11 protein-coding genes are annotated in these 13,071 nt (G+C 64.2%); 8 read left to right on the forward strand and 3 right to left on the reverse strand.

Going from position 1 to position 13,071, the window contains the following annotated elements:
- The first annotated feature begins 89 nt into the window (after window positions 1-89).
- The 5 genes from AC3YMN_RS08170 (at window position 90) to AC3YMN_RS08190 (ending at window position 4,893) form a co-directional block, all read left to right on the forward strand.
- The gene (locus AC3YMN_RS08170; RefSeq protein ID WP_489889637.1) at window positions 90-872 is read left to right on the forward strand and encodes an ABC transporter ATP-binding protein; all 783 of its coding nucleotides are present in this window, start codon (window positions 90-92) and stop codon (window positions 870-872) included.
- Between the two features lie 53 nt (window positions 873-925).
- Complete coding sequence (locus tag AC3YMN_RS08175) at window positions 926-1,630, forward strand: ABC transporter ATP-binding protein (protein WP_127754773.1); 705 nt, start codon at window positions 926-928, stop codon at window positions 1,628-1,630.
- A gap of 66 nt (window positions 1,631-1,696) precedes the next feature.
- The gene (locus tag AC3YMN_RS08180) at window positions 1,697-2,701 is read left to right on the forward strand and encodes a branched-chain amino acid ABC transporter permease (RefSeq protein WP_489889638.1); all 1,005 of its coding nucleotides are present in this window, start codon (window positions 1,697-1,699) and stop codon (window positions 2,699-2,701) included.
- On the forward strand, window positions 2,698-3,984 hold the full coding sequence (locus AC3YMN_RS08185) for a branched-chain amino acid ABC transporter permease (protein ID WP_489889639.1): 1,287 nt from the start codon (window positions 2,698-2,700) through the stop codon (window positions 3,982-3,984). The genes AC3YMN_RS08180 and AC3YMN_RS08185 overlap by 4 nt, the downstream gene beginning before the upstream one ends.
- Window positions 3,985-4,011: 27 nt before the next feature.
- On the forward strand, window positions 4,012-4,893 hold the full coding sequence (locus AC3YMN_RS08190) for an EamA family transporter (RefSeq protein WP_489889640.1): 882 nt from the start codon (window positions 4,012-4,014) through the stop codon (window positions 4,891-4,893).
- 12 nt (window positions 4,894-4,905) lie between these two features.
- Here the strand turns inward: AC3YMN_RS08190 and AC3YMN_RS08195 are convergent, their stop codons facing one another.
- Window positions 4,906-5,835, reverse strand: a complete 930-nt coding sequence (locus AC3YMN_RS08195; RefSeq protein WP_489889641.1) for an oxidoreductase — start codon at window positions 5,833-5,835, stop codon at window positions 4,906-4,908.
- A 136-nt stretch (window positions 5,836-5,971) separates the two neighbouring features.
- Window positions 5,972-7,177, reverse strand: coding sequence for an ABC transporter substrate-binding protein (locus AC3YMN_RS08200; protein WP_127754768.1), 1,206 nt, complete (start codon window positions 7,175-7,177; stop codon window positions 5,972-5,974).
- A 225-nt stretch (window positions 7,178-7,402) separates the two neighbouring features.
- Here AC3YMN_RS08200 and AC3YMN_RS08205 point away from each other — a divergent pair, with 225 nt between their 5' ends.
- The 3 genes from AC3YMN_RS08205 to pyc all read left to right on the forward strand — a co-directional run bounded on the left by AC3YMN_RS08205 (window position 7,403) and on the right by pyc (window position 12,547).
- The gene (locus AC3YMN_RS08205; protein WP_489889642.1) at window positions 7,403-8,428 is read left to right on the forward strand and encodes a glycine betaine ABC transporter substrate-binding protein; all 1,026 of its coding nucleotides are present in this window, start codon (window positions 7,403-7,405) and stop codon (window positions 8,426-8,428) included.
- 168 nt (window positions 8,429-8,596) lie between these two features.
- Entirely contained in the window at window positions 8,597-9,013 is a 417-nt protein-coding gene (locus AC3YMN_RS08210; RefSeq protein ID WP_127754766.1) for a protein tyrosine phosphatase family protein, read from the forward strand.
- Between the two features lie 93 nt (window positions 9,014-9,106).
- Complete coding sequence (pyc, locus tag AC3YMN_RS08215; RefSeq protein WP_489889643.1) at window positions 9,107-12,547, forward strand: pyruvate carboxylase; 3,441 nt, start codon at window positions 9,107-9,109, stop codon at window positions 12,545-12,547.
- 70 nt (window positions 12,548-12,617) lie between these two features.
- Here pyc and AC3YMN_RS08220 read toward each other — a convergent pair whose 3' ends face one another.
- Window positions 12,618-12,974: a YkvA family protein gene (locus AC3YMN_RS08220; RefSeq protein ID WP_489889644.1), complete on the reverse strand. Its 357-nt coding sequence runs from the start codon at window positions 12,972-12,974 to the stop codon at window positions 12,618-12,620.
- Window positions 12,975-13,071 lie beyond the last annotated feature (97 nt).

Below are 13,071 nucleotides of genomic sequence, written 5' to 3' on the forward strand. Positions count from 1 at the left end.
GACCGGTCCCCAAGCTTGTGCGCAGATGCGGCCAAACGGCCCCGGTTCGCGGGGCAATTGGCTATCCAGTGATCAAGGGTCAGAACCGCGTGTCCGTTGACGCAGTGATTGACGTTCGTAACGTCTCCAAAAGCTTTGGCGGCCTTCAGGCCGTAAGAAACTGCTCCCTCAAGGTGGAGCGAGGCTCCATTACGGGCCTGATCGGGCCCAATGGCGCGGGCAAGTCGACCCTGTTCAATATCGTGGCGGGCAATATTGTCCCCGATAGTGGTTCGGTGATCTTTGATGGTGCCGATGTCACTGGCCTCAAGCCGCATCAGCTGTTTCGCACCGGCATGTTGCGCACCTTCCAGATTGCCCATGAATTTGGGCAAATGACGGCGCTGGAAAACCTGATGATGGTGCCGGGCGACCAGCCGGGCGAAAGCCTGCTCAATAGTTGGTTCCGCCCGGGCCTGGTGCGCTCGCGCGAGCAGGAAGTGCGCCAAAAGGCGCTCGATGTGATCGACTTCCTCAAGCTTGGGCATGTGCGCAACGAGTTGGCCGGCAATCTTTCGGGCGGCCAGAAAAAGCTGCTCGAGCTTGGGCGCACCATGATGGTGGATGCCGAAGTGGTGCTGCTCGACGAGGTGGCAGCCGGGGTCAACAAGACGCTGCTCAACGACCTAGCCGCCAATATCGAGCGCATGAACCGCGAGCTCGACTACACCTTTTTCGTGATCGAGCACGACATGGATCTGATCGGGCGGCTGTGCGATCCGGTGATCGTGATGGCGCAGGGCGAAAAGATCGCCGAAGGCCCGATGGCCGAGATCCGCGCCAATCCCGCGATCGTGGAAGCCTATTTCGGCACGCCGGTGGAGGCGGTTTGAATGGAGCTTTTGCGTGTGAATACCCGGCTGCAAGCCCGCGGGGAGAGCCGGCTATGGCATTGATCGAACTCAAGCATGTGGTGGGCGGCTATGGCGGCGCACCGATCCTCAACGGCGTTGATCTGAGCATCGAGCCCCATGATATCGGCGTCATTGTCGGGCCCAACGGGGCGGGCAAATCAACGACCCTCAAGGCCATTTTCGGCCTCTTGAAGGTCACGGGCGGCAGCATCGAATTTGGCGGCGAGAACATCGCCAATTCCCTGCCCGACAAGCTCGTGCCCAAGGGGCTCAGCTTCGTGCCCCAGGAAAAGAACGTCTTTACCTCGATGAGTGTCGAGGAAAATCTCGAAATGGGTGCCTTTACTCGGCGCGACGATTTCCGCTCCACCATGGACTGGGTTTACGGAATGTTCCCGGTGCTGGCCGAAAAGCGGCGCCAGCCGACGGGCGAACTTTCGGGCGGGCAGCGCCAGATGGTGGCCATGGGCCGGGCGCTGATGAGCCAGCCCAAGCTCTTGATGCTCGACGAGCCCTCGGCGGGCCTGTCGCCGCGCTATGTGATCGAGATCTTCGAGACCATTGTGCGCGTCAACAAGGAAGGCGTCGGCATCTTGATGGTGGAACAGAATGCGCGCCAGGCGCTGGCCTTTGCCACCAGAGGCTTTGTGCTGGCGGGCGGGCAGAACCGCTTCAGCGGCACCGGCCCCGAACTCATCGCCGATCCCGAAGTCGCCAAAAGCTTCCTTGGGGGCTGAGATGGACCTCTCCTTCGCCGATCATCGCTCCACCATCCACCCCTTCATCGAGTGCTAGCAGCCCGCATGACCGAACTTGTTTTCTTTATCAACCAGGTGGTGATCGCCGGCGCGGTGCTGGGCTCGATCTATGCGCTGGGGGCGATCGGCATCACGCTGATCTTTGGCATTTTGCGCTTTGCCCATTTCGCCCATTCCGAGCTGATGACCTCGGGGGCCTTTATCGCCTTCTTGCTGGCGGGGGTCTTTGCCGCCTGGGGGATCGTCACGCCCATCCCCACCGGCTTTGTGGTGCTGCCCATCGCCATGGTGCTGGGGGCGCTCTTCGCGCTGGGGATCGACAAGGGGTTCTATGCGCCGCTGCGCAAGCGCGGGGCCCGGCCGGTGACGCTGCTGATCGCTTCCATCGGTGTGACGCTGATGGTGCAGGGCCTGATCCGGCTGTTTTTCGGCGCCGGCTCCTATTCCTTTTTCGAAACCGAAACCAAGGAAGTCTTCCGCATCGACATGTCGGGTTTGGGCTCGACGCGGCCGCTGGTGATCACCGAGCCGCAGGCGCTGATGATTGTCGTCACTGCCATTTCGGTGATTGCGCTGCACCTGTTCCTCACTCGCTCGCGCCTCGGCAAGGCGATGCGCGCCATGGCCGACAATGCGGATCTCGCGCAGGTTTCGGGCATCAACACCGCGCTCGTTGTGCGGGTGACCTGGGTGATAGCAGGGGCGCTGGCGACCATGGCCGGCACCATGCTGGCGCTCGATGTGACGCTCAAGCCCGACCTCGCCTTCAACATCATCCTGCCCATCTTTGCCGCCGCCATTGTGGGCGGGCTGGGCCAGGCCTACGGCGCCATTGCCGGGGGCTTGCTGATCGGCTTTGCCGAAACGCTCGCCGTTTTCAACTGGACCATGGTGCTGCGCCCGCTCAACGCCATCCTGCCCGACTGGCTGCAGCTGCCCGCCACGCTGGCGCTGGTGCCCACCGAATACAAGCTGACCGTGGCCTTCGTGATCCTCGTGGTTACGCTGCTGGTGCGCCCCACCGGTATCTTCAAGGGAGCTTCCTCATGATCGCGCGTTCGGCTGCGCTGTTTGGCGGGCTCTTTGTCCTCATCCTGCTGGTCGGCTGGGTGCTGGGTGCGCCCTTCACCTCGAGCCGCCTCGTGGAAGCGGCCGCCTACGCGCTGATTGCGCTGGGGCTCAATATCCAGTGGGGCTATGGCGGGCTCTTTAATTTCGGCATCATGGGCTTCCTGATGCTGGGGGGCGCTGCCGTCACCTTTATCTCCTATCCCCATGATCCGGCGTTCTGGGCCTCCGAAGGGCCGATGCTGCTGGGGCGCGCGCTCCTCGCCTTTGCCGCGGGCGCGCTGCTCGTCATCGGGGCGCAGCAGTCGCACCATCTGGGCGTGAGGGGTCGCGCCAAGACGGTGCTGATCGTCCTCGCCTGGTTCGTGGCCTATTGCGTTTACCGCAGCCAGATCGATCCGGCCGCCGCCTATATCGAGGCGACCGGCAACGGCTTTGTCGGCGGGCTAGGGCTCAATCCCGTGCTCGGCTGGGCTTTTGGTGGCGTGCTGGCGGCGGGCGTGGCCTTTGTGATCGGCAAGATCTGCCTTGGCCTGCGCTCGGATTACCTGGCCATCGCCACCATCGGCATTTCCGAGATCATCCGCGCGCTGATCAAGAACATGGACTGGCTGACGCGCGGCACATTGACCGTCTCGCCCATTCCGTGGCCGGTGCCGCTGCCGCAATATTACCAGGCTGAGGGCTGGGACGGCACGTCGGCGCTGCTACTGGCGCGCGGTGGCTTCCTGCTGCTGGCGCTGCTCGTGCTCGCCGTCGTCATGTGGCTGGTGTCGCGCGCCTATGCCGGGCCCTGGGGCCGGATGATGCGCGCCATCCGCGACAACTATATTGCCGCCGCCTCCATGGGCAAGGATGTCACCGGGCGCCAGCTCGAGATCTTCATCCTGGGCTCGGTGCTGATGGGCATTGGCGGGGCCATGCTCGTCTCCTTCGTGCAGATCTTTGATCCCTCCTCCTACCAGCCCATCAACCACACCTTCCTCATCTGGGTGATGGTGATCGTGGGGGGCGCCGGCAACAATTGGGGGGCGCTGTTTGGCGCCGTGCTGATCTGGCTCATCTGGGTCGTGAGCGAACCCCTGGCGCGCGCCGTGTTCGACTTTGTCAGCTATTGGTCGAGCTCGGTCGGCTGGGGCGCCATCCCCGATATCGAGTCGCGTTCGGCGCAGATGCGCGTCTTCGTGCTTGGCCTCGTGATCACCGTTGCCCTGCGCTTTGCGCCCAAGGGCCTGATCCCCGAAACCGTGCGCCGCGACGCCTAGGCGGGCGGCGACGAGGGGAGAAGCGGCGTGTTCTGGATTGCAGCGACGCTGACGGCTGCGGCCCTGCAGACCGTGCGCAATGGCGTGCAGCGGGGCCTGACCGGCACGCTGGGCACGATGGGAGCCACCTATGTGCGCTTCCTTTATGGCCTGCCCTTTGCCATCCTGTTCCTGCTGCTCGTGGCGCTGGGGACAGGCGAGCCGCTGCCCGCGATCGGCGGCTGGGCCGTGCTGTTCGCCCTCGGCGCGGGGCTGTCGCAGATTCTTGCCACGGCGCTGATGCTGTGGACGATGAAAAGCCGCTCCTTTGCCGTTACCACCGCCATCATCAAGACCGAGCCAGTGCTGGTGGCGCTGGCGGGCCTGCTGCTCCTGGGTGAAGTGCTGCCGCCCCTGGCGCTGCTCGGGATTGTCGTCGCGACCGTCGGCGTGCTGCTGTTGTCGCGGCTGGGTGCGGCGCAAGCGGCGGGCCCCAAATCGGTGCTGACCGGGATTTTGGCCGCCGCGTTCTTTGCGCTTTCCGCCGTGGGGTTCCGCGCCGCGATCCTCGAGCTGCCATCAGGCTCGCCGGTGCTACGCTCCAGCGTCGTGCTGGTGCTAGGCCTGGGGCTGCAATCGGCGCTGCTGGTGGGCTGGATGCTGCTGTTTGACCGCGCCACCTTGCGCAAGGTCGCCGGTGCCTGGCGCAAGTCGCTGCCGGCCGGTTTTGCCGGTGCCGCCGCTTCCCAGTTCTGGTTTATCGGCTTTGCGCTGACGAGCGCCGCCAATGTGCGCACCCTGGCCTTGGTGGAAATCTTGTTTGCGCAAGCCTTTGCCTGGGTTACCAGCCGGGCCGTGCCCGAGCGGCGGGACCTCATGGGCATGGCGGTGCTGGTCGTGGGGCTGCTGCTGTTGCTGCTCAACAGCTAGGGGCGCCCGCGCCTAGAGCGTGCCCGAGCCATAGACCACATTGGTGGCATTCTGCGATTCAGCCCACAGGCGCTCGGCCGCTTCCTCGTCTTCAGCAAGCTTGGGCCATTGCACCAGCGCCGGCTTGCCGCGCCAGCCGCCCAGCCCCGCCGGGCCCACAAACGCCAGGGGCGGCAGATCGGTTTCCACCGCTGCGGCCACGCTGGGGAGCGCACCGGCGGCTGCCGACTGGCTCAAAATGCCGGTAAAGAGACCCGTGACCCGGCCGATGCCGCGCTTGCCGGTGACATTGGCGAAGAGGCCGGTATTGGCAAAGCCGGGATGAGCCACCGTAAGGTGCAGGCTCCAGCCCTCGCTATCGCTCAGCTTTTGCAGATGGCGCGCCCACAGAAGATTGGCCAGCTTGGATTGCCCGTAAGCGGCCATGGGCTGGTAGTTCTGCTCGCTTTGCAGGTCATCAAAATTCATCTTGGCGTGCCGGGCGGCGTTGCTGGACACCGCCACAACGCGCGCGCCATCGGTTTTCAGCAACAGCGGCAGCAGGTGACCGGTCAGCGCGAAATGGCCGAGGTGATTGGTGCCGAACTGCAGTTCGAATCCGTCCGCCGTGGTCTGCCGCTCGGGCGGCATCATCACGCCGGCATTGTTGATGAGAATATCGAGCCGGGCATATTGGGCTAGCACCCGTGCCGCGCAGGCGGCAACGCTGGCAAGGTCCGCCAGATCCAGCAGCTCGAAATCGAGTTTGCCGCGGGGGGACGTGGCAGCGATGGTGCGGATGGCCGCGGCGCCTTTTTCCCCGTTGCGGCCTGCGATGATCACCGTCGCGCCGGCACCGGCCAGCATGCGCGCGGTTTCGAGCCCCAGACCGCCCGTGGCGCCGGTGACAAGGGCGACCTTGCCCGTTTGGCTCGGAATATCGGCTTCGCTGCTGATCTGCATCGTGAGTGCTCCGGGGTCAGGGCGGCAGGAAGCGCGCCAGTCTCGCCAACAGGAAACCGCTTGATGTCGGCAGGTTCCCAAAGAAAAAGGCCCGGGGGTGATCCCGGGCCTTCGGAAGGAGCGCTGAAAACCGAGCTTACTCGATCTCGCCCTTTTCGACGAACGCGCCGTTCTCGACGGCCAGTTCAACGATGATGCCGTCCACGTCGCCCGCTTCGTCGAAATCGAGCGCGCCGCCGGCGCCTTCATAGTCGATGTCCTTGCCTTCGGCGATCAGCGCCTTGGCCTTTTCCCATTCGCCGGGGAGGATCTTTTCGCCAGGAGCGGAGGCCACTTCGCGCAGCGCGCCCACGAGGCCTTCGCGGTCGGTGGAGCCGTTCTTTTCAATGGCGAGCGCCAAAAGGAAGGCGGCGTCGTAAGCCTGGGGAGCATAGGTGGCGTTGGCTTCGAGGCCTGCCGCGGTCGCCAGGTCCACATAGGTGGTGGTGGCTTCGCCGGCCGGAGCACCGGCGCGGGTGGCGATCATGCCCTCGACCGAGCCGGCATCTATGCCGGTCAGCAGGTCGTCGCCAACCATGCCGTCGCCGCCCACGAAGAGCGTAAAGTTGCCCGATTCCACGGCCTGGCGCAGGATGGTGTTGCCCGAAGCATTGGCATAGGCCAGCACGACGAGGTTCTGCGAGGCGACGAGATTGCCCAGCTCGGCGCGATAGTCGGCCTTGCCTTCTTCATGGGCGAGGTTGGCAGCAACGGTGCCGCCCGCGGCGGTATAGGCGGCCGCAAGCGCGTCGGCCAGGCCCTTGCCGTAGTCATTGTTCACATAGGTGATGGCGATGTCATTGATGCCCTTGCTAATCAGCAGGTCGGCCATCTTGACGCCCTGCATGGCGTCCGACGGGGTGGTGCGGAACACGAGGTCGTTGTCCTCGAGCGTGGTCAGCGCCGGCGCGGAGGACGCGGGCGAGATAAACACGACATTGCCCGACAGGCCCGAGCCATTGAAGGCGCCGATGGTTTCGCCGGTGCACAACGCGCCCACGACACCAACGACGTTTTCCGTGTTGATCAGGCGGTCGGCGGCGCCGGCAGCAGCGGTGGCGTCGCAAGCGCCGTCCGCCGAAACGAGGGACAGTTCACCGTCCAGGATGCCGCCTTGTTCGTTGACCTGCTTGACCACGAGTTCGGCGCCGGCAAAAATTGGCGGGGTCAGGCTTTCGATGGGTCCCGTGAACCCGCCGACGAAACCGATCTTGGCGCCGGTTTCCTGAGCAATGGCAGGCGCTGCAACGAGGAGCGTCGAAGCGGCCACGGCCAGGGTCAGGGTCTTCTTGAAATTCTGCATTGTGATCCCTCTGCTTGGGTTGCGCCGCCCAGCAGCCTTGGTGGCGGCTTTTTGTGGTGGAACAACGACAATCGGGGGCACAAAGCATGCCCCTCGGGCGCGACTGTTGCACATCTGCCCGCCCCGAGTCATCCGCAATTGGTGAAGCGGCAAGCCCCTGCGAAGTGTTGCTTAACGCGCGGCCCTTGCGCATAGAAAAGCGGGCGCCGCAGGAGAAACAGCAGCATGAAACAGTGGTGGACGAGTGCGCTCCTGGCGGCGACGGTGGTGTTGGGCACCAATCCCGCATTAGCGCAGGTCACAACGCTTGAGACCCCAGGCGGGACCGCATCCGCCCAGGCACCAGCGCCATCAACCTGCGGCAGCCAGCCCATGACCATTGCCCGCATGAGCTGGCCTTCGGCGGCGCTGCTGGCCGAAATCCATGCGCGGGTGTTGCGCGACGCCTTTGGCTGCCAAACCCAGGTGCTGCCCGGCGACATGGCCAATGTGGGCTCGTCCATGGGTTCAACCGGGCAGCCGGCCATTGCGCCCGAGATGTGGGTCACGCGCATCGCCGAAGTGTGGAACACCGGATTGGAGGCGCAAAAGCTGCGCGCCGCCGGCGACACCTATGGGGAGGAAGCATTCGAGGGTTGGTTCATCCCAGATTACGTGGCTGCGAGCCGTCCTGAGCTGGAAAGTGCGGCGGGCCTCGCCGAAGCGCTGCCTGCCTTGGGGGGCGATGGTCCGGTCAAGTTTATCTCCTGTCCAGCCGACTGGGCCTGTGCCCTGATCAACCGCAATTTGATCCGGGCGCTGGGCCTCGAGGACCTGCTCGAAGTGGTCGAGCCGGCCAACCGGTTCGAAATGGATACCCTGATCGCCTCGGCGGTGAGCGCCAAGGAGCCCTTCGTATTCTATTATTGGCAGCCCAATGCCGTTTTGGCGCAGTTTGACTTCGCCGGGCTCGACATGGGCGCCTATGACGAGGCGGCGGCGCAATGCCTGGCGCGACTCCAGTGCCCCGAACCCAAGCCGTCGGCCTTCGTGCCTGACGTCGTGGTGGGAGCTCTGGCCGAATGGGTGTTCACCGAAGCACCCCAGATTGCCGCCTATTTCAGTCGGGCCAGCATGCCGGTGTCGGAGATGAACACTCTCCTCGCCCAGATCAACGAACCCGGCGCCACGGTGGAAGCGGTGGCTGACCGGTTTGTGGCCGAGCGAGGCGAGCTGTGGCGCGATTGGGTTGGCACGCCGCCCGCGCCCTAGCGCTGGGCTCGACGGAGTCCTAGCGCTGGCCCGCCCGCGCCGTGGCGCTGGGCTCAGCTACCCCCTAGCTCGGTGCATGGCCCTTATCCTTCCGTCTTGGTTGCATGGCTTGCCGGGGCGGATATAGTTCGCCCATGCCCCTAGTCGGGCGCCAGCAGGAGCAGAGCCTTGGATTTGAAGCGGATCAACGATCGCATTACCGTATCGGGCCAGATCAATCCCGAAGATGTAGCAGCGCTCAAGGCCGCGGGGTTCACCACCATCATCAACAACCGGCCGGATGGGGAATCGCCCGACCAGCCGGAAGGCGCCGCCATCGCCGCTGCCGCCGAGGCTGCCGGCCTCGTCTATCACGCCATTCCCCTTGGGCGCGAAGGCGTGTCGCCCGACATGGTGGAACAGACCCAGGCCGCGATTGCCGCCAGCCCCGGTCCCGTTTTCGCCTTTTGCCGCTCGGGCACGCGTTCGACGACGCTGTGGGCGCTGTCCCAAGCCGGTCAACAGGATGCGGGCGAGATCATCCGCCAGGCCGGGGAAGCGGGCTATGACATGTCCCACCTCGCCGGACATCTGAACAGCAAGTGATTGCGCATTGGGGTCCCGGTTCAACCGGGGCCCCTTTGCATTTCTGAGCCGCGTTGTTGCGCCCCAATCCCCTCTGGCCGGGAATTTAAATCGATGCCAATCAAGAAAATCCTTGTTGCCAATCGCAGCGAGATCGCCATTCGCGTGTTCCGGGCCGCCAATGAACTCGGGCTCAAGACCGTTGCGGTGTTTGCCGAAGAAGACAAACTGGCGCTGCATCGCTTCAAGGCCGACGAGGCCTATCTGATCGGGGTGGGCAAGGGGCCCGTCGAGGCCTATCTGCAGATCGACGAATATATCCGGGTGGCGCGCCTGTCGGGCGCCGATGCCATCCACCCCGGCTATGGGCTCCTCTCGGAAAGCCCGGAATTCGCCGATGCCTGCGAGGCGGCCGGGATCGTTTTCATCGGCCCCAAGGCGCAGACCATGCGTGATCTCGGCAACAAGGTTGCCGCCCGCAACATGGCGATCGCCGCCGGCGTGCCGGTGGTGCCCGCCACGGATGCGCTGCCCGACGATCTCGATGCGGTCAAGGCCATGGCGGCCGAGATCGGCTATCCGCTGATGCTGAAAGCCAGCTGGGGCGGGGGCGGGCGCGGCATGCGCCGGATCATGAATGAATCAACGCTGCTGGCGGAGGTCTCGGAAGGCAAGCGCGAAGCCAAGGCGGCTTTTGGCAAGGACGAGATGTATCTCGAAAAGCTCGTCGAACGGGCCCGCCATGTCGAGGTGCAACTCGTGGGGGATGATCACGGCAATCTCGTGCATCTCTTCGAGCGCGATTGCTCGGTGCAGCGGCGCAACCAGAAAGTGGTGGAGCGCGCGCCCGCCCCGTACCTGTCGGAAGAAGTGCGCACCAAGCTCACCGATGCGGCGCTGCGGCTGGGCAATGCCGCCCAGTATCGCGGCGCGGGTACGGTCGAGTTCCTGATGGATGCCGATACCGACGAATTTTATTTCATTGAGGTCAATCCGCGTATTCAGGTGGAGCATACCGTCACCGAGGAAGTGACGGGGATCGACATCGTCAAGGCGCAAATCAAGCTGCTCGATGGCGCGGTGATCGGCACGCCGGAATCGGGCGTGCCGCTCCAGGCCGATATCAAGCTGCATGGCAATGCCATCCAGTGCCGGGTGACGACGGAAGATCCCGAGCAGAACTTCATTCCCGATTATGGCCGCATTACCGCTTATCGCGGCGCCACCGGCTTTGGCGTGCGCCTCGATGGCGGCACCGCATATGCGGGGGCTGTGATCACCCGCTATTACGACCCGCTGCTGGAAAAGGTCACCTGCTGGGCCCCGACGCCCGAGGAAGCCATTGCCCGCATGCATCGCGCCCTGCGCGAGTTCCGTATCCGGGGTGTGTCGACCAACCTGGCGTTCCTCGAAAACATCATCACCCACCCAGATTTCGTCGAGAACCGCTATACGACGCGCTTCATCGACACCACGCCGGCGCTGTTCGACATTGCCCGCCGCAAGGACCGGGCGACCAAGCTCCTCAGCTACATCGCCGATGTGACGATCAACGGGCATCCCGAAGTGCGCGACCGCCCGCGTCCGCCCGCCGAGGCAGCGGCCCCTGTCGTGCCGCAGTTCGCGCCGCCTGCCGCAGCCGAAGGAAGCCGGCAGGTGCTGGAACGCGCGGGACCCAGGGGCCTCGCCGACTGGATGAAGGCGCAAAAGCGCGTTCTCTTCACCGACACCACGATGCGCGATGCGCATCAAAGCCTGCTCGCCACGCGGATGCGCTCGTTCGACATCACGCGGGTGGCGCAGGCCTATGCCAATGGGCTGCCGAACCTGTTTTCGCTGGAGTGCTGGGGCGGGGCGACCTTTGATGTCGCCATGCGCTTCCTCAATGAAGACCCCTGGGAGCGGCTGGCGCAAGTGCGCGATGGCGCGCCCAATATTTTGACGCAGATGCTGCTGCGCGGCTCCAATGGCGTGGGCTACACCAATTACCCCGACAATGTGGTGCGCTTCTTTGTGCAGCAGGCCGCCAAAGGGGGCGTGGATGTGTTTCGCGTCTTTGATTGCCTCAACTGGGTCGACAATATGCGCGTCGCCATGCACGCGGTGCTCGAGGCCGACAAGGTCTGCGAAGGCGTCCTCTGCTATACCGGCGACATGCTGGACCCCGACCGGGCCAAATATGACCTCAAATACTATGTGGCGCTCGCCAAGGAGTTGGAAGCGGCCGGCAGTCATGTGCTGGGGATCAAGGACATGGCTGGCGTGCTCAAGCCAGCCGCCGCGCGCAAGCTTGTGGCAACGCTCAAGGAAGAAGTGGGCCTGCCCATTCACCTTCATACCCACGACACCTCAGGGGCGGCCGCCGCGACGGTGCTCGCCGCGGTGGAAGCAGGCGTTGATGCGGTGGATGCGGCGATGGATGCCCTGAGTGGCACGACCTCGCAGCCCACAATCGGCTCGCTCGCGGCAGCGCTGGCGGATGGCGAGCGCGACAGCGAGCTCGACGCCAAGGCCATCCGGCAGATCTCGTTTTACTGGGAAGCCGTGCGCACGCAGTACCGCGCCTTTGAAAGCGATCTGCGCGCGGGGGCTTCGGAAGTCTATCTGCATGAAATGCCGGGCGGGCAATTCACCAATCTCAAGGAGCAGGCGCGCTCGCTCGGCCTCGAAACCCGCTGGCACGAGGTCGCCCAGACCTATGCCGACGTTAACCAGATGTTCGGCGACATCGTCAAGGTAACCCCCAGCTCCAAGGTCGTGGGCGACATGGCGCTGGCCATGGTCTCGGCCGGCCTCACGCGCGCCGAGGTGGAAGACCCCAGGCGCGACATCGCCTTCCCCGATTCAGTGGTGGGGTTCTTTGCCGGCGATCTCGGCCAGCCGCCGGGCGGCTTTCCAGCGGCGCTGCAGAAGAAGGTGCTCAAGGGGCGCGAGCCGCTGACCGAACGGCCGGGCTCCTACTTGGCTCCGATCGATCTCGAAGCCGAACGCGCCCGTATCGCCGAGGAAGCGGGCCAGGAGATCGATGATTTCCGCCTCGCTTCAGCGCTGATGTATCCCAAGGTCTTTGCCGATTTTACCAAGACGCAGGATCGCTATGGCCCCACCGCAGTGCTGCCCACCCCGGTTTATTTCTATGGCCTCATCGAAGGCCAGGAACTGCTGGTGGATATCGAAAAGGGCAAGACGCTGGTGGTCAATTATCTCGGCCGCGCGGAAACCAACGAGAAGGGCGAAGTGCGGGTGTTCTTTGACCTCAATGGTCAGCCGCGCACCATCACCGTGCCCGATCGGCTGAAAGCGGGCGAGGTCAAGTTGCGCGCCAAGGCGGGGCTGGGGGATAGCAAGCAGGTGGGCGCGCCCATGCCGGGGGTGATCTCGACCCTGGCTGTCAAGGAAGGGCAAACGGTGTTTGCCGGAGATGTGCTGTGTTCCATTGAAGCCATGAAGATGGAAACCGCCATCCATGCCGAAGCCGATGGCGTTGTCGCCGAAGTGCTGGTCAAGCCGGGCGATCAGATCGATGCCAAGGACTTGCTGGTGCGCATGGAATAGCCGCGGAAGCGATCCCGCGGCTCGATGGAGCTACTTCTGCCGCTGTCCCGGGTTGAACCGGGCCAGTGGGTCAGAGCCGGCGGGCCTTGCCGTCGATGACATTGCCCTGAGTGGGACGAGCGGCGCGGGCACCGGCCCGGACCTTTTCGCCGCGCACTTCGAGCGGCAGCATGCCGACGATCCAGCTCACCAGCAGCGGCACGATCACCATGTCATCGACAATGCCGAGAAAGGGCAGCACGTCGGGGATGAGGTCGACCGGGCTGATCAGGTAGAGCGGTACCAGCAGCATGGCGAATTTCAGCGCCAGCGGCGTTTCCGCGTGTCGAAAGCCGCGCCAGAGCAGCAGCAGTTCCTTGCGGAAGATAAAGAACCGGCCCACGGTGAAGCGACCGAGCAAATTTAGGGGCGAGAAGAGGTTTTTCATCATAGCTCTTAAATGGCCCTGGTTCGCTTTAGTTCAAGACCTCGGCGTTCACGTAAGCGTCGGATTGCGCTTGTAAGCTGCGCCGCTTATTTGTGGC

The organism is Devosia sp. Z11_6, assembly GCF_058133665.1.

Excerpts from the sequence above, each read along its gene's own strand:
- AC3YMN_RS08220 (WP_489889644.1), bottom strand. The coding sequence starts at position 12,974 with ATGAAAAACCTCTTCTCGCCCCTAAATTTGCTCGGTCGCTTCACCGTG.
- AC3YMN_RS08185 (WP_489889639.1), top strand. The coding sequence starts at position 2,698 with ATGATCGCGCGTTCGGCTGCGCTGTTTGGCGGGCTCTTTGTCCTCATC.
- AC3YMN_RS08200 (WP_127754768.1), bottom strand. The coding sequence starts at position 7,177 with ATGCAGAATTTCAAGAAGACCCTGACCCTGGCCGTGGCCGCTTCGACG.
- AC3YMN_RS08175 (WP_127754773.1), top strand. The coding sequence starts at position 926 with ATGGCATTGATCGAACTCAAGCATGTGGTGGGCGGCTATGGCGGCGCA.
- AC3YMN_RS08205 (WP_489889642.1), top strand. The coding sequence starts at position 7,403 with ATGAAACAGTGGTGGACGAGTGCGCTCCTGGCGGCGACGGTGGTGTTG.
- AC3YMN_RS08195 (WP_489889641.1), bottom strand. The coding sequence starts at position 5,835 with ATGCAGATCAGCAGCGAAGCCGATATTCCGAGCCAAACGGGCAAGGTC.
- AC3YMN_RS08180 (WP_489889638.1), top strand. The coding sequence starts at position 1,697 with ATGACCGAACTTGTTTTCTTTATCAACCAGGTGGTGATCGCCGGCGCG.
- pyc (WP_489889643.1), top strand. The coding sequence starts at position 9,107 with ATGCCAATCAAGAAAATCCTTGTTGCCAATCGCAGCGAGATCGCCATT.